General features: G+C 68.2%; 18 protein-coding genes. 10 read left to right on the plus strand and 8 right to left on the minus strand.

Features of this window, described 5'->3' with window-relative positions:
- Positions 1–250: 250 nt before the first annotated feature.
- Positions 251–1990, plus strand: a complete 1740-nt coding sequence (locus K225_RS20120) for a SulP family inorganic anion transporter (protein ID WP_051248559.1) — start codon at positions 251–253, stop codon at positions 1988–1990.
- A complete protein-coding gene (locus K225_RS22405; protein WP_081679566.1) occupies positions 1971–2177 on the plus strand; it encodes an FAD-dependent oxidoreductase in 207 nt (68 codons plus the stop codon). Before K225_RS20120 ends, K225_RS22405 begins: the two co-directional genes overlap by 20 nt.
- A 75-nt stretch (positions 2178–2252) precedes the next feature.
- Here K225_RS22405 and K225_RS0101140 read toward each other — a convergent pair whose 3' ends face one another.
- Positions 2253–2780, minus strand: a complete 528-nt coding sequence (locus tag K225_RS0101140) for a hypothetical protein (RefSeq protein WP_026434691.1) — start codon at positions 2778–2780, stop codon at positions 2253–2255.
- A 42-nt stretch (positions 2781–2822) separates the two neighbouring features.
- On the opposite strand from K225_RS0101140, the gene K225_RS0101145 reads away from it, so the two are divergent.
- The 8 genes from K225_RS0101145 to K225_RS0101180 all read left to right on the plus strand — a co-directional run bounded on the left by K225_RS0101145 (position 2823) and on the right by K225_RS0101180 (position 8252).
- A complete protein-coding gene (locus tag K225_RS0101145; RefSeq protein WP_026434692.1) occupies positions 2823–3029 on the plus strand; it encodes a DUF3460 family protein in 207 nt (68 codons plus the stop codon).
- A gap of 64 nt (positions 3030–3093) precedes the next feature.
- Positions 3094–3939, plus strand: coding sequence for a ScpA family protein (locus K225_RS0101150; RefSeq protein ID WP_026434693.1), 846 nt, complete (start codon positions 3094–3096; stop codon positions 3937–3939).
- A 73-nt stretch (positions 3940–4012) separates the two neighbouring features.
- Entirely contained in the window at positions 4013–5602 is a 1590-nt protein-coding gene (gene nadB / locus K225_RS0101155; RefSeq protein ID WP_026434694.1) for an L-aspartate oxidase, read from the plus strand.
- Positions 5599–6234: a 7-carboxy-7-deazaguanine synthase gene (queE, locus tag K225_RS0101160; protein ID WP_026434695.1), complete on the plus strand. Its 636-nt coding sequence runs from the start codon at positions 5599–5601 to the stop codon at positions 6232–6234. The genes nadB and queE overlap by 4 nt, the downstream gene beginning before the upstream one ends.
- Positions 6235–6248: 14 nt before the next feature.
- Positions 6249–6623 carry a 6-carboxytetrahydropterin synthase gene (locus K225_RS0101165; RefSeq protein ID WP_026434696.1) on the plus strand — a complete coding sequence of 125 codons (375 nt, stop codon included), beginning with the start codon at positions 6249–6251 and terminating at the stop codon, positions 6621–6623.
- Between the two features lie 85 nt (positions 6624–6708).
- A complete protein-coding gene (gene panD / locus K225_RS0101170; RefSeq protein ID WP_026434697.1) occupies positions 6709–7089 on the plus strand; it encodes an aspartate 1-decarboxylase in 381 nt (126 codons plus the stop codon).
- A gap of 88 nt (positions 7090–7177) precedes the next feature.
- Positions 7178–7537 (plus strand): 5-carboxymethyl-2-hydroxymuconate Delta-isomerase, encoded by a 360-nt coding sequence (locus K225_RS0101175; protein ID WP_026434698.1) that lies wholly within the window; start codon positions 7178–7180, stop codon positions 7535–7537.
- 79 nt (positions 7538–7616) lie between these two features.
- Entirely contained in the window at positions 7617–8252 is a 636-nt protein-coding gene (locus tag K225_RS0101180) for a tRNA-uridine aminocarboxypropyltransferase (RefSeq protein WP_026434699.1), read from the plus strand.
- A gap of 99 nt (positions 8253–8351) precedes the next feature.
- Here the strand turns inward: K225_RS0101180 and K225_RS0101185 are convergent, their stop codons facing one another.
- The 7 genes from K225_RS0101185 to K225_RS0101215 all read right to left on the minus strand — a co-directional run bounded on the left by K225_RS0101185 (position 8352) and on the right by K225_RS0101215 (position 16142).
- Positions 8352–10154 (minus strand): chorismate-binding protein, encoded by a 1803-nt coding sequence (locus K225_RS0101185; RefSeq protein WP_034711481.1) that lies wholly within the window; start codon positions 10152–10154, stop codon positions 8352–8354.
- Between the two features lie 82 nt (positions 10155–10236).
- Positions 10237–11355, minus strand: coding sequence for a quinolinate synthase NadA (nadA, locus tag K225_RS0101190; RefSeq protein ID WP_026434701.1), 1119 nt, complete (start codon positions 11353–11355; stop codon positions 10237–10239).
- Complete coding sequence (gene nadC / locus K225_RS0101195; protein WP_026434702.1) at positions 11352–12221, minus strand: carboxylating nicotinate-nucleotide diphosphorylase; 870 nt, start codon at positions 12219–12221, stop codon at positions 11352–11354. The genes nadA and nadC overlap by 4 nt, the downstream gene beginning before the upstream one ends.
- 94 nt (positions 12222–12315) lie before the next feature.
- On the minus strand, positions 12316–13629 hold the full coding sequence (gene fahA, locus K225_RS0101200; protein ID WP_026434703.1) for a fumarylacetoacetase: 1314 nt from the start codon (positions 13627–13629) through the stop codon (positions 12316–12318).
- 32 nt (positions 13630–13661) lie between these two features.
- The gene (locus K225_RS0101205; RefSeq protein ID WP_026434704.1) at positions 13662–14198 is read right to left on the minus strand and encodes a VOC family protein; all 537 of its coding nucleotides are present in this window, start codon (positions 14196–14198) and stop codon (positions 13662–13664) included.
- Between the two features lie 37 nt (positions 14199–14235).
- The gene (locus K225_RS0101210) at positions 14236–14439 is read right to left on the minus strand and encodes a hypothetical protein (protein ID WP_026434705.1); all 204 of its coding nucleotides are present in this window, start codon (positions 14437–14439) and stop codon (positions 14236–14238) included.
- An 11-nt stretch (positions 14440–14450) separates the two neighbouring features.
- Positions 14451–16142, minus strand: a complete 1692-nt coding sequence (locus tag K225_RS0101215) for an FAD-dependent monooxygenase (protein ID WP_026434706.1) — start codon at positions 16140–16142, stop codon at positions 14451–14453.
- Positions 16143–16145 lie beyond the last annotated feature (3 nt).

A 16145-nucleotide genomic window follows, 5' to 3' on the forward strand; every position in this document is an offset into this window, starting at 1 on the left:
GAGGAGTGCAAGCAAGCAACGCGCCAGGCCATGGAGCGGCTGACCGCTGCGCCAGCAAAGCCCGCCAGGCATCTTGGGCCAAAAATGCCTGCATCGCTGATACAAAAATCGCATCATGCTATCAGTTATATAGCATCAACAGAAAACACGCGCCAGCAGGGCAGGACCGCCGCGGTTGTGCTTTGTTCCCGGCTCACTACACTGGGCCACCGGCTTTTGCCTTCGCTGGCCACCCGCGCCCTGTCCATCCATGCGTTTCTCGCCTGCCTTTCGCCCCCGCCTGCTCGATGCCCTGCGCGGTTACAGCCGCAGCCGCTGGCTGGCCGACCTGGGTGCGGGTGTTACCGTGGGCATCGTGGCGCTGCCGCTGGCCATGGCGTTTGCGATCGCCAGCGGGCTCAAGCCCGAAGCCGGGTTGTGGACGGCCATCATCGGCGGCTTTCTGATTGCGCTGCTGGGCGGCACCAACGTGCAGATCGGCGGTCCGGCCGGCGCCTTCATCGTCATCGTCTATGGCATCGTCGAGCGTTACGGCGTGGCCAACCTGCTGATCTCCACGGCCTGTGCGGGTGTGCTGCTGTTCCTGCTCGGGATGTTCAAGCTGGGCAGCCTGGTGCGCTTCGTGCCGGTGAGCATCGTCATCGGTTTCACCAACGGCATCGCGGTGCTGATTGCGCTGTCGCAGCTCAAGGACTGGCTGGGGCTGGCCATCGACAAGATGCCCGGCAACTTCTTCTCGCAGGTGCACACGCTGGCCCTGCACATGGGCAGCATCAACCCCTACGCGCTGGCGCTGGGCGCTGCCTGCCTGGGCGGGCTGTTGGTGTGGCCGCGCCTGTTCGCGCACGGCTCACCGGTGCTGCGCGTGGCCGAGGGCCACACCGTGCGCCGCTTTGCCCGCATCCCGGCGCCCGTGGTGGCGCTGGTCACGCTCACGGCGCTGGCGCACTGGCTGGAGATGCCGGTGGAGACCATCGGCACCCGGTTCGGTGGCATTCCGCAGCAGCCCCCGGCCTTTGCGCTGCCCGATTTTTCGTGGGACACGGTGCGCCTGCTGGTCACGCCCACCGTCACCATTGCGCTGCTGGGTGCCATCGAATCGCTGCTGTGCGCGCGCGTGGCCGACCAGGTGGCCACTGACCCGCACTACCGCAAGCACGACCCCAACCAGGAACTCATGGCCCAGGGCGTGGCCAATTTCGTGGTGCCGTTCTTCGGCGGCATGCCGGCCACCGGCACCATTGCCCGCACCGTCACCAACCTGCGGGCGGGCGCCAGCAGCCCCATTGCCGGCATGGTGCATGCAGCCACGCTGGCGGTGATCGTGCTGGTGGCCGCGCCGCTGGCGCTGCATATTCCGCTGGCGGTGCTGGCCGGCATCCTGCTGCATGTGTCGTGGAACATGGGCGAATGGCACGAGTTCGTGCGCCTGCGGCATTTCAGCAACCACTACCGGCTGCTGATGCTGGGCACGTTTTTCCTCACCGTGGTGTTTGACCTCACGGTGGCCGTGGAGGTGGGGCTGGGGCTGGCCTGCGTGCTGTTTGTGCGGCGCATGAGCGCGCTGTTCCGCGCCGAACCCGAGTCCGCGCCCACCCCTGGTACCGATGGCCTCGCCCTGGAGGCTGGCCCCCGCCCCCGCATGGTCTGGCGCCTGCACGGCGCGCTGTTCTTTGGCGCGGCGGCCAAGATCGACCCCATCGTGCAGGCCATCGAAGCCGGCCCCGACGGCCCCGAAGTGCTGCTGGACGCACGCAACCTGTTCGCACTCGACACCACCGGCCTCGAAGGCCTGGAACAGATCCTCAAGGCCGTGGGCCAGCGCGGCGGCGTGCTGAGCGTTCTGGATGCGCAAGAGCAGCCGCGCTCGCTGATGGAGCGATCGGGCTTCAGCGCCCGGCTGGCCGAGCAGAATGCGGCGCAGGCGGCCGGCACCGAGGCCCGCCACAAGGGCCAAACGGAGACACACCATGCGGGCGCAGCACCATGATGTGGTGATCGTCGGCAGCGGGCTGGCCGGTATCGTCACCGCACTGGAGTGCCTGCGTGCCGGCCAGTCGGTCGCCTTGATCGACCGCGACACGCCCGAGTGCGCGCTGGCCGCCGGCGGTGGCGAGAGCGCCGCAGCGGAAAATTGCGCCTTGAGCGCCTGTTTACGATCTCCTGCGAGATTGTGAACAGGCGCTCAGCCAAAGCACACCACCAAACCAACGCTTACAAAATAAACACGAGAACCAAAAAACACCAAAAACTCAACGCCCGCCCTTGTTCTCCGGCGCATCCATATCCGGCCCCACCATCGTACGCAGCACCGTGCTGCCATCCTTGGTCACCACCGTAAACACCTTGGGAATATTGGGCGGCTCGGCAAAGCGCCAGTCGTGGTGGGTTTCACCGCTTAACCGGTACGGCGTGACCTTGGCCGGCTTGCCCAGGCTGCGGCGCACCAGCGCCATGTCCATGCCGGGGGTGATGCGGGCAAAGTTCTCGGGCGTGAGCACCTGGCGCACGGCCACCAGCCGGCCGTCGGCGCCCACGGTGATCATGTAATTGATCTGGCCGGCGGGCTGGCGGTTGTATTCGAGGGTGCGTGCGCCATCGGCCTCGTCCCAGATGGTTTCGGGTGCGCCGAAGCGGTCGCGCACGTCGGCCTCGGTGGAGACACCGGGCTGCAGTTCACTGATGCGCTGTGCATCGCATCCGGCAAGGGCCGCCAGGCCGAGGGCCGCCAGGCCGAGGGCCGCCGCCGCAACGGCCAGGGCACTGAAATGAAAGGGCATGAAAGGCTCCCGGTAAAATCAAAGAAGAGAGGTTATCAGTCCATGTCCATTTTCCGCCGCCCCGACTACCAGTCCGAAGCCACCCAGTTCATCAACCAGCTCAAGGAGCAAAAGCCCGAGCTCGATGCACAGCAGCTTGCCGGCCGTGCCCTGCTGTGGGACAAGCAGGTGGACCGCAAGATCTGGGGCGAGTACCGCGAAGCCCAGGTGGCGCAAAAGCCCTACGTCTACCAGACCAACGCGGATTGAGCATCACAATGGCTTCTAGCGCTTTGCCATCAAGCGCGAGATGCTATTGATTGCATCGCAATTCATGCACAGCGCCAGTCCCGCAGAAGCCACTGCCGTCGCACCGGGCGCCATGCCCGACGTGGTGGACCAGGTGGCGCTGGCCCGCCTGTATGGCGAGCCGCTGTTTGCGCTGCCGCAAGACCTGTACATCCCGCCCGACGCGCTCGAAGTCTTCCTCGAGGCCTTTGAAGGCCCGCTCGATCTGCTGCTGTACCTGATCCGCAAGCAGAACTTCAACATCCTCGACATTCCCATGGCCGGCCTCACCCGCCAGTACCTGGTCTATGTGGACGAGATCCGCAGCCGCAACCTGGAGCTGGCCGCCGAATACCTGCTGATGGCGGCCATGCTCATCGAGATCAAGTCGCGCATGCTGCTGCCACCCAAGAAGCAGGAAGGCAGTGAAGAGGCCGAAGACCCGCGCGCCGAGCTGGTGCGCCGCCTGCTCGAATACGAGCAGATGAAGACGGCGGCCATGCGCCTCGCGCAACTGCCGCAATACGGGCGCGACTTTGTGAAGGCGCAGGTGTACATCGAGCAAAGCATGCAACCGCGCTTTCCGGATGTGCATGTGGTGGATCTGCAGGAAGCCTGGCACGACATCCTCAAGCGCGCCCGGCTGGTGCAGCACCACAAGATCACCCGCGAAGAACTGAGCGTGCGCGAGTACATGAGCATGGTGCTCAGAACCCTGCAGGGGCGCCGCTTTGTCGAGTTTGAAGAACTGTTCGAGCCCGCCAACGGCAGCACCGTGCTGGTGGTGACCTTCATCGCCCTGCTGGAGCTGGCCAAGGAGACCCTGATCGAGATCACCCAGGCCGAGGCCTTTGCCCCCATTTACGTCCGGCTGGCCTATACACCGGCATGACCTCCCTGCACCGCTTCGCGCCTTCCCCCCAGGGGGACGCCACCCGTGGCCTGGCAGACCCCAGAAAACCCCCATGCAATCCCACGACTTTGACGTACTCATCGTAGGCAGCGGCCTCGCCGGTCTTTCGGCGGCCCTGCACCTGGCGCCCACGCACCGCGTGGCCGTCATCACCAAGCGCCAGCTGCAGGACGGCTCCAGCGGCTGGGCCCAGGGCGGCATTGCCGCCGTGCTGGCCGACGACGACAGCTTTGCCGCCCACATCGAAGACACGCTGGTGGCCGGCGCGGGCCTGTGCGACCTGGCCACCACCCGCTTCGTGGTGGAGAACGCGCCCGAATCCATTGCCTGGCTGCGCCGCCTGGGCGTGCCCTTCACGCTCGAAGGCGACCAGCTGCACCTCACGCGCGAGGGCGGCCACAGCGCGCGCCGCATTGCGCATGTGACCGACGCCACCGGTGCCGCCGTGCAGCGCACGCTGATCGACGTGGTGCGCGCCACGCCCGGCATCACCCTGTTCGAGCAGCACACGCTGGTGGACCTGATCACCACGCGCAAGCTCGGCCTGCCCGGCAACCGCTGCCTGGGCCTGTATGCGCTGGACAGCGGCACGGACGATGTCGTCACTTTCCGCGCACCACAGACCATCCTGGCCACGGGCGGCGCGGGCAAGGTCTACCTGTACACCACCAACCCCGACACCGCCACCGGCGACGGCATTGCCGCCGCCTGGCGTGCGGGCTGCCGCGTGGCGAACATGGAGTTCATCCAGTTCCACCCCACGGGCCTGTACCACCCGCACGAAAAATCCTTCCTCATCAGCGAGGCCGTGCGCGGTGAAGGTGGCAGGCTGCTGCTGCCCCCCTCGGCGGGTGGCACGCGCTTCATGCTGGACCACGACCCGCGTGCCGAGCTGGCCCCGCGCGACGTGGTGGCCCGCGCCATCGACTTCGAGATGAAAAAGCACGGCCTCGATTGCGTGCACCTCGACATCTCGCACCAGAGCCCCGCGTTTTTGCAGGAGCATTTCCCCAACATCCTGGCGCACTGCGCATCGCTGGGTATCGACATCACCAGGGAACCCATCCCCGTGGTGCCCACAGCGCACTTCACCTGCGGGGGCGTACTGACCGACCTGGCCGGCCGCACCGACCTGCCGGGCCTGCATGCCGTGGGCGAGGTCGCCTGCACCGGCCTGCATGGCGCCAACCGCCTGGCCAGCAACTCGCTGCTCGAATGCATGGTGTTTGCACGCGCGGCCGCGCAGGCCATTGCAGCGGCACCCACGGCCGAACTGCCCACCGTGCCCGCATGGGACGACAGCCGCGTGACCGACGCCGATGAGTCCGTCGTCATCTCGCACAACTGGGATGAGCTGCGCCGCTTCATGTGGGACTACGTGGGCATCGTGCGCACCAACAAACGGCTGGAACGCGCCGCCCACCGCATCGCCATGCTGCAGGGGGAGATCCAGGAGTTCTACGCGCACTTCCATGTCACGCGTGACCTGCTGGAGCTGCGCAACCTGGTGCAGGTGGCCGACCTGATCGTGCAAAGCGCCCAGCTGCGCCGCGAAAGCCGGGGCCTGCACTACAGCCGTGATTACCCCGAGGTTGCAGCCCCGGCCGCGCCCACGCTCCTCGTCCCACCGGTGCCACGATGACTTACAGCGTCAAGGAAATCTTCTACACCCTGCAAGGCGAAGGCGGCCAGGCGGGCACGCCCGCCGTGTTCTGCCGCTTTGCCGGCTGCAACCTCTGGACGGGCCGTGAGCAGGACCGCACGCAGGCCGTCTGCCAGTTCTGCGATACCGACTTTGTGGGCACCGATGGCACGCTGGGTGGCAAGTTCGAGACGGCCACCGCACTGGCCGAGCTGATTGCCGCCCAATGGCCCGCAGGCGCGGGCCACCGCCTGGTCGTGCTGACGGGCGGCGAGCCCCTGCTGCAGGTGGACAGCGAACTCATCGACGCACTGCATGCGCGGCAGTTCCGCATCGCGGTCGAAAGCAACGGCACCGTGGTCGCCCCCGAAGGCATCGACTGGCTGTGCATCAGCCCCAAGGCGGGTGCGCCCTGGGTGCAGCGCAGCGGGCAGGAACTGAAACTCGTCTGGCCCCAGCCGGGGTTTGACCTGCAGGCGCTGGAGCAGGACACGCATTTCACCCACCGCTTTCTGCAGCCCATGGACGGCCTGCTGCAGCGCCAGAACACCGCTGCCTGCATTGACGCCTGCCTGGCCCGCCCGGCCTGGCGCCTGAGCCTGCAGACGCACAAGCTCACCGGCATCCGCTAAGCTCTTTTCGCCCTATGTTGTTCACCATCTCCCAGCGCTTTTTCTTCGACGCCGCCCACACCCTGCGCCGCGAGATCGAGGCCGAAGGCAGCCGCCGTGTGCACGGCCACACCTACCATGCCGAAGTCTTTCTGACCGGCCCACGCAATCCCGATACCGGCATGGTGCTGGACCTGGGCCTGCTGCGCCAGGGCCTGACCGTGGTACGCGAGCAGCTCGACCACCACATGCTCGACGAGGTGCCCGGCCTGGGCACGCCCACGCTCGAAAACCTGTGCGTCTTCATCGCCCAGGCCCTGCCCGCCGACCTGCGCGCCAGCGTGAGCCGCGTGCGCGTGTGGCGCGAGGCGCTGGGCGACAGCTGCATGCTGGATTTCTCCACGCACTGACGCGCCAACCGCCTTCGCCGCAGCGCATCCGTCCCGCCAGACCCAAGACCCTTCGCTTTCACCGTCTCCACTGCCAGAAAACACCATGTTCCGCACCTTGCTCAAATCCAAGATCCACCGCGCCACCACCACGCACTGCGAATTGCACTACGAAGGCTCGTGCGCCATCGATGAAGACCTGCTGGATGCCGCCAACCTCGTGGAAAACGAACAGGTCCACATCTGGAACATCAACAACGGCGAGCGTTTCATCACCTACGCCATCAAGGGCCAGCGCGGCAGCGGCATGATCTCGGTCAACGGTTCGGCCGCACGCCGCGCCGCCGTGGGCGACCTGCTCATCATTGCGGCGTTTGCCCAGGTGCCCGAAGACAAGGTGGCCACGCACGAACCGCAGCTCGTGTTCGTCGATGACCGCAATCGCCAGACCGCCCTGCGCCACGCCGTGCCCACGCAGGCGCTCTGACAACCACCGGAAAGAATCCCCTGGCTCCGCCCCAGGATGGCCCGCGCTCCGATCCTTCCTTGACCCACCCCCAACCCGAGAACACGCCATGCCCCACCTGATCGTTGAATACTCGCACAACCTCGCCGGCTTCCCCGAGGCGCAGGCCCTCGCCGAACTGAACCAGGCCGTCACCAGCAGCCCCGAAGTGCTGGACGAGGCCGACCTCAAAAGCCGCTTCGTGCTGGTGGACAGCTTTGCCGTGGGCACCGCCCCCGCCAACCGCGCCTTTGTGCACGCCCAGCTGCGCCTGCTCTCGGGTCGCACGCCCGAGGCCAAGAAAGACCTGTCCGAGCGCGTGGCCGAGGTGCTGCGCCGCCTCACGCCCAAGCCGGCTGGCGTGATGGTGCAGCTCAGCGTGGAGATCGTGGACATGGACCGCGGCTCTTACGTCAAAGAGCGGCTGTAAGCCACCCGTATCGCCTCTTTTTTGAACACGGCAGGGCTGCAGTGCTTATCCCATAAGCGCGTGCAGCTCTTTTTTTAGAGTGAACCCACGCCCGCGCTGCCCCGCCTGCCTGCGCCCGCACAGCGCCTGCATCTGCCGGTGGGCCACGCCCGTGGAGCACCGCACCGAGGTGCTGATCCTGCAGCACCCGGGCGAGGTGCATGAGGCCAAAGGCACGGCCCGGCTGCTGCACCTGAGCCTGCCGCACAGCCGCGTGGTGACCGGCGAGCGCTTCGACCCCGGCGCATTGCAGTCGCTGCTGACCGCGCCCTGGGGCCCGTCAGACACTTCAGCCCCGCCGCGCCACGCCCTGCTGCTCTACCCCGAGGCGCTGCAGGATGCGGCCCTGGGCATTGCCCCCCCGCCGCCGCTGGACCCCACCTGGCTGCCAAGGCCCGAGCGCCTGCGCCTGGTGGTGCTCGACGGCACCTGGCGCAAAAGCCGCAAGATGCTGCACCTCAACCCCTTGCTGCAGCAGCTGCCGCGCCTGCCGCTGCAGGCACTGCCCACCTCGCGCTACCGCATCCGCACGGCACGCCAGCCGCACCAGCTCTCCACGCTGGAAGCCACCTGCGCCGCGCTGGCCCAGCTGGAGGGTGGCGCCGGGCGGTTCGCGCCCCTGCTGGCCGCATTCGACGGGTTTGTGGAGCAACAGGCGGCCTGGCAGGGTCGGTAGCTGCGGGCGATGAACAGATCCGGCTGACCCAAATACTCCAAGAACAATCGCTATCAGCGCTTTACAGATAAGCGCCAGGGCCAGAAAACGCGCGCAACATCACGGCACCAGCTCGGCCGCCAGCCAGCCACGCAAGCTGTTGATGAAGGCCCAGGCCTGCACGCGCGGCACATCGGCCAGGCGCACCACGGCCTCCTGCACGCGCCCCTCGCGCAGCGCCACGGCGCGGCCCACGCCGGGCAGCAGGCCGCAGGCCAGCGGCGGCGTGACCCAACGGCCGTCGAGCAGCATGGCGAGGTTGCCGAAGGTGCCCTCGGTGATCTCGCCCACCTCGTTGTACAGCACGGTGTCGAACACGCCGGGCGTGGTGGGCGCAAAGGCGGCGTAGTGCGCGCGGCGCGTGGTCTTGTAGCGCACGAATTCGCCCTGCGCCTCGGCCAGCGGGCGGCTGGCCAGTTGCAGGCGCACGGGCTCGGGCGTGGGCTGCAGGGCAAAGGCCTCGGCGCGGGGCTGGCCGTGCTCGTCCAGCAGCAGGCGCACGCGCCATGCGCCGGCGGGGAGGCTGGCGGCCAGCGCCTGCAGGCATTGCTGCACGGCGGCGGCGTCAAACGGTCGGTTGAAATGCGCCGCTGCGCCTTGCAGGCGGGCCAGGTGATCGCCGAGGTGGTGGAACGCGCCAGCTTGCAGCGCCAGGGTTTCGAGCAGGTCGAACGGCGCGCTGGCGCGCAGGGCAAAGGCGCGTTTGTGGCGCCATTCGGCCCATTCGGCGTCGGCCGTGGCGCCCGAGGTAATACCGCTGCCGATGCCGCAGGTGGCCGTGGTGGTACCGTCGGCCCCGGTGCGCAATACCACGGTGCGGATCGGCACGTTGAAGGTGGCGGCCACGCGGTGCAGGCCATCAGGCCCGGCCGCGCCCGCAGGCCGCACCACGCCGATGGCACCGCAGTAGATACCGCGCGGTGCGGCCTCCAGCGCGCGGATCATCTGCATGGCGCGCACCTTGGGCGCGCCCGTGACCGAGCCGCAGGGGAACAGCGCGGCAAACACGTCCCCCAAGGTGGTGCCGGGCCGGGTGTGCGCCTGCACATCGGACGTCATCTGCCACACGGTGGGCAGGGCCTCGGTGTGGAACAGCGCGGGCACGCGCACGCTGTGGGGCTGGGCGATGCGCGAGAGGTCGTTGCGCAGCAGGTCCACGATCATCACGTTCTCGGCGCGCTCCTTGGGCGAGGCGCGCAGCTGGGCGGCCTGGGCGGCATCTTCTGCGGGTGTGGCGCCGCGCGCTGCCGTTCCCTTCATGGGGCGCGTGAGAATGTGGCCGCCACCGGGCGCGTCCTGCCAGTCAAAAAAGAGTTCGGGCGAGACGGAGAGCACCTGCTCGTCGCCCGCGTCGATGTGCGCCGCGTAGCCGCCGGGCTGGGCACGCTGCAGCGCGGCAAACAGCGCGGCGGGGCTGCCCTGGAAGGCGCCGGTGAGAGGCGCGGTGTAGTTGACCTGGTAGAACTCGCCGTCACGAATCGCCTGCTGGATGCGGGCAATGGCGGCGTCAAAACCGGCGCGGTCGGGGCCGCCGGTCCACTCGACCTGCGCGGCGGCATCCAAGTCAGCAGCCCCATCAGCGGGCCATGGCAAGGGCGCGCCATAGACGGCAAACCAGGCCAGCGGGCCGTCGGCGGCGTGGGTTTGCAGGGCGGCGTCAAAGGCGGCTGCGGCCTCGTAGCGCACATGGCCCACGCACCATTGGCCCTGCTCTGCGGCGGCGTGCACGGCATCGAGCACGCCGCGCACTTCGTGCAGGGCATGGGCCTGCAGCACCTGGCGCGGCGCACCAAAGGCGTGGCGCAGGCGCGGCGCGCCGCGGTCGCGCGGTTGGGTGAAGTCGATGAGCGCCGTTGGAATCAAATCGGCCCCCAGCGCCTACAGGTATTTCGCTGACAGCTATTACCAACAGAGCATTCGCGCCCCGACACCACGGACACGGGCATCAGGCCGCGCCGATGTTCGGCACCAGACCAGGGGTGGGCTGGCCGCTTTTCAGCGCCGCCGTGAAAGCCAGCATGCGGTCAATCGGCAGGCGTGCGCGCGGGATGATGGCAGGGTCCACCGCGATGGCGTTGGCGCCGGTTTCCAGCACCCGGGCCACGCCGGCCAGGCCGTTCATGGCCATCCAGGGGCAGTGGGCGCAGCTTTTGCAGGTGGCGCTGTTGCCGGCGGTGGGGGCCTCGTAAAAGACTTTGCCGGGGTTGAGCGTGCGCAGCTTGTGCATCATGCCGTTGTCGGTGGCCACGATGAATTCGCGCGCATCCATGGTACGCGCGGCGTTCAGGATGGCCGAGGTGGAACCCACGGCGTCGGCCAGGGCGATCACGTCGGCCGGGCTTTCGGGGTGCACCAGCACCTTGGCGTTCGGGTGCTCTTTTTTGAGCGATTCCAGCTCGAAGGCCTTGAACTCGTCGTGCACGATGCAGGCGCCGTTCCACATCACCATGTCGGCGCCGGTTTCGCGGCGGATGTAGTCGCCGAGATGCCGGTCGGGCGCCCACAGGATCTTCTGGCCCGCGTCCTTGAGGGCGCGCACGATGTCGAGCGCGCAGCTGCTGGTGACCAGCCAGTCGGCACGGGCCTTCACGGCGGCGCTGGTGTTGGCATAGACCACCACGGTGCGGTCGGGGTGCGCATCGCAGAAAGCGCTGAACTCCTCGATAGGGCAGCCCAGATCGAGCGAGCAGGTGGCATCGAGGTCGGGCATGAGGATGGTCTTCTCGGGCGAGAGGATCTTGGCCGTCTCGCCCATGAAGCGCACGCCGCTCACCACCAGCGTCTGCGCGGCATGGTCGCGGCCGAAGCGCGCCATCTCCAGCGAGTCGCTGACGATGCCGCCGGTTTCCTCGGCCAGGTCCTGCAGGTCGGGGTGCACGTAGTAGTGCGAGACCATGACGGCGTTCTTTTCCTTCAAAAGGCGGCGAATCTTGTCTTTCAGCGCGGTGCGCTCGGTGGGCGATGGCTCGGCGGGCACCCGCGCCCAGGCATGCTTGGTGGAGCACAAGCCGCCACCTTCGGGCTGCTCGTAATCGACTTCCTTGAGGGTGATGGTGGTGTTCATGCCAGCTCCTGCAGGCGCATCGAGAAATCGGTGGCCTTCACGTCCTTGGTGAGGGTGCCAATCGAGATGCGGTCCACGCCGGTTTCGGCCAGTTCGCGCAGGCCCGCCAGCGTGACACCGCCGGAAATTTCCAGAATGGCGCGCCCGGCGTTGATGCGCACGGCCTCGCGCAGCAGGGGCAGCGGCATGTTGTCCAGCAGCACCATCTTCGCTCCCGCATCCAGCGCCTCGGTGAGCTGCGCCAGCGTTTCGACCTCGATCTCGATGAACTTGGCCTGCGCCGCCACCTGTTCGGCTGCGCGCAGCACGGCGGTGACGCCGCCGGCGGCGGCAATGTGGTTCTCCTTGATCAGCACGGCGTCGTGCAGGCCGATGCGGTGGTTGGTGCCGCCGCCCACGCGCACGGCGTATTTTTGCGCCAGGCGCAGGCCGGGCAGGGTTTTGCGCGTGTCCACGATGTGCGCCTGGGTGCCGGCCACGGCCTCCACATAGGTGGCGGTCTTGGTGGCCACGGCGCTGAGCAGTTGCAGAAAGTTGAGCGCCGTGCGCTCGGCGCTGAGCAGCGCGCGGGCATGGCCCTCGATCTCCAGCACCACCTGGTCGGGGGCGCAGCGCTGGCCCTCGGCCACGCGCCAGGTCAGCTGCACGGATGGGTCGAGCGCGCGCAGGGCGGCCTCGGCCCAGGGGGCGCCGCAGATCACGGCGCTTTCGCGGGCCAGGATGCGCGCGCGGGTGCGGCGGGCGGGGTCGATCAGGCCAGCGGTGAGGTCGCCGCTGCCCACGTCTTCTTCAAGGGCGCGCGCCACATCGGCGCGGGCCAGGGCGGCCACGGCCGCGGGGCTGAAATCGTCGGTCGGATGGGTCATGGGCGGGAGCATAGCGGCATTGGCAAGGGCCGCGCCCTTGCTCGGACTTCCCCCGGCCCTCCTCCCAGGGCCTGGCCGGCGCCCTCGCGCCGCTTCAACGCGCAGGCAGCACCGTGCCCCAGCATTCACCAAAGCCGATGCGCGCCGCACCGGGCTTTTCGCACCAGCCGCGCAGCACGACCGCGTCGCCATCTTCCAGATAGGTGCGCTGCTCGCCGCCGGGCAGCTGCAGCGGGTTCTTGCCGCCGGCGGTCAACTCGATCAGTGCGCCCGCCTGGTCGAGCGTGGGGCCCGACAGGGTGCCGCTGCCCAGCAGGTCGCCGGGCTGCAGGTTGCAGCCGTTGACGGTGTGGTGCGCGAGCATCTGCGCCACGGTCCAGTGGGCGTGGCGGTAGCTGGTGCGGCAGATGCTGGCGTCGCCCTGCCCGGCGGCAGCCATGCGCGGCGTGCGCAGGCCCACCTGCAGCTGGATGTCGAACGCGCCGCCGGCGCGGTTGGCGGGGCTGTCCAGGTAGGGCAGCGGTGCGGGGTCGCCCTCGGGGCGGGCAAAGGCCACGCGGTACGGTGCCAGGGCCTCCAGCGGCACGATCCAGGGCGAGATGGTGGTGGCGAAGTTCTTGGACAGGAACGGGCCCAGGGGCTGGTATTCCCAGGCCTGGATGTCGCGGGCCGACCAGTCGTTGAGCAGGCAGATGCCAAACACATGCTGCTCGGCTTCGGTGATGGGCACGGCGTCGCCCTGGGCATTGCCCTCGCCCACGAAGATGCCCAGCTCCAGCTCGATATCGAGGCGCTTGCACGGGCCGACCACGGGGGTCTGCGCACCCGGCGGCAGGGTCTGGCCCTTGGGCCGGGGAAAGGCCTGGCCCGATACGCCAATGCTGGACGCCCGCCCGTGGTAGCCGATGGGCACCCAATGGTAGTTGGGCATCAGCGGGTTGTCGGGGCGGAACAGGCGGCCGATGTTGGTGGCGTGGTGCACCGAGGTGTAGAAGTCGGTGTAGTCGCCAATGCGGGCGGGCACGTCGTATTCGGCCCCGGCCTGGGGCACCAGGCAGGCAGCCAGCGCGGCCTGCTCGGGCGCGCCTTCGCGCAGGGCGCGCGACAGCGCCAGGCGCAGCGCGCTCCAGGCGCCCTGGCCCAGGGCCATCAGGGCGTTGAGCTTGTCGCTGGCCGCGGCCTGGGCCGCCACCTGTGCAGGGCCCGCCAGCACGCCCGCGGCGGCCAATGCCGCCAGGTCGATGATCTGGTCGCCAATGGCCACGCCGCCACGCCAGGGCTCGGCGCCCCCCTGGCGGCGAAACACCGCGAACGGCAGGTTCTGGATGGGGAAGTCGGCACCGGGTGCATGGGCCGAGGGCAGCCAGCAGCGCAGCTGCGGGTCGTGGGTTTCGTTCAGAAGGGTCATGGGTGGGGCAAGCAGGTTCGGTAGGACGGGGTTTACTGCGCCATGCTGCCGTCGTGCATCCAGGCGGCGTGCTTGGGGGCGCGGCGGGTTTCGCTCCACTCCTGCAACATCTCCCACTTCACGGCATCAAGCCTGGCGTACATCTCGGGCGTGCCGATGTCGCAGGCCAGCTCCAGGCGGTGGCCGTTGGGGTCGAAGAAATAAATGCTCTTGAAGATGGTGTGGTCGGTGGGGCCGACGACTTCGATGCCGGCCGCCTCCAGGCGGGCCTTGGTGGCGAGCAGCGTGTCCATCGAATCCACACTCAACGCCAGGTGCTGCACCCAGCTGGGGGTGTTGTGGTCGCGGTCCATGGGCGGCTGGCTGGGCAGCTCGAAAAACGCCAGCACATTGCCGTTGCCGGCATCCAGGAACACATGCATGTACGGATCGGGGGCCTTGGTCGAGGGCACTTCGTTTTCGGCGATGGCCAGCACGAATTGCATGTCCAGGTGCTTGACGTACCAGTCCACGGTTTGCTTGGCATCCTTGCAGCGGTAGGCGACGTGGTGAATTTTCTGAACCAGCATGGTGGTCTCCTTGGGGTGTTGGGAAGAATTACGGGGTTTACAGGTCCTGCAGGGCCGCCTGCAGATGGCGGCCAAAAGCTTCGGCGTCACCCAGCGCCTGGGCGTTGAGCAGCGCGAGCTTGACGAGGAACAGCTCGGCCTTGTCGGGGCCGGCCTGGTCGATGGCGGTGGCGAGCTGGTCATAGACCTGCTCGAGCCCGGCGATACCGAGCGACGGGTGGTTCAAGGAAGTGGTGGTCATCGCGCGGTTCCTCACTGGGGCAGTGCGTGGTTCAGGGCCGCCTGCAGGCGGGTGGCGTCGAGCGTGAGCCAGCGGGCGCACACATGCTGGTCGGGGCGCAGCAGGTAGGCCGCGCCGCTGGCGGGCACGCCGTAGCGCGCACGGAAATGGCCATCGGCATCGGCCAGGGTCTGGTCGGCGCCGGCCACGGCTGCACTGGCGCCCACGGCGGTGACGCGCAGCGGCACACCCTTGGCGCGGACGGCGTTCACCACGGATTGCAGCGCCTCTGGAATCGCCGCAGCTTCGGTGAAATACAGCAGGTCAAAGCCGCCACCCAGGTGATCAAGCAGGAAGTCGTTGGCCGACAGGCGGATATTCTGCGGAGGCGCGCCATGGGCCGGGCCGGCCCGGAACAGGGCGTTGTCGTCGCCGGGGCTGTTGAGCGCCGACTGCGTGTACTCGTGCGGCCGCGAGGTGCGCCAGTGGTAGAGCGGGCGCACGAACGCCTGCGACAGCGACAGCGACAGCACGGCATCGCGCAGCAGCCGGAAACCGCGCGTGGGCGGTGTCATGAAGCGCGTGCTCTTGCCCGCCTCTTCGATGATCTCGCGGGCGGCGCCCACGCGTTCGCGGCTGTAGTTGTCCACCAGCGCGTCGCTGGCGACGCCCTTGACCGCCAGGGCCAGGTGCCAGCCCAGCGACTGCGCGTCCTGGAAGGCGGTGTTGGCCCCGCGCACGCCAAAAATCGGCAGCAGGTGGGCCGCATCGCCGGTGAACAGCACGCGGCCGTGGCGGTAGTCGGGCAGCGTCAGCGTGCGGGCCGAGTACACCGAACTCCAGTCCATCTCCCAGGGCTTGCCGGCATGGCCAATCTGCGCCAGCAGGGCATTGATGCGGGATGCCAGCGCGGCGGGCTGCAGCGCGTCTTCAGGCGTTTCGTTTTCGGGCAACTGGTAGTCCACGCGCCAGATGCCGTGCGGCTCGCGGTGCATCAGCACGGTGTTGCCGGGGTTCCACTCGGGGTCGAAGAAGGCCAGGCGCTCGGTGGGCAGGGGCAGGTCGATGCGGATGTCGGCAATCACGAAGCGGCCTTCGTATGAAGCGCCCTCCATCTGCAGGCCCAGCGCCGTGCGGATGCCCGACCGGCCGCCGTCGGCGGCCACCACCCAGTCGGCGTGCAGCGTGTAGGGGCCTTCGGGGGTATCCACCTCCAGCGTGGCGCCGCTGGCGTCCTGCGCCACCTGCGTGACCTTGTTGCCCCAGCGGAAATCGACCAGCGGCTCGGCCTGGCAGGCGTCATAGAGGTACTCCTCCATGTACTGCTGCTGGATGTTCAGCATGGGGAAAAACCGGTCGTCCGCGTCGTGCGGCGCTTCCATGCGGAACACGCGCTGGCCCCGGTAGTACGAGTTGCCAAAGCGCCAGGGCAGGCCGTTGTCCACCATGCGCTGGGCCACGCCGACCTGCTGCAGGATTTCCAGCGAACGGCGGGTGAACACGATGGCGCGGCTGCCCTGCGAGACCTGCAGCTCGGATTCGAGCACCACGCTGGCCACGCCGTGGCGTGCCAGCTCCAGCGCCGTGACCATGCCCGAGGGGCCCGAGCCGACGATCGCCACCGGGTGGCGGCCCTGGGCCGGATGCTGCGAGGCCAGCCACGGAGCGTGGACCTGGTAGGGGTAGTAGATGGAAGCGCGCGCTTGCGTGGTGGGCTGGTGCATGGT

It is taken from the genome of Acidovorax sp. JHL-9, assembly GCF_000426205.1.
GTDB classification, from domain to species: Bacteria; Pseudomonadota; Gammaproteobacteria; order Burkholderiales; family Burkholderiaceae_C; genus Acidovorax; species Acidovorax soli.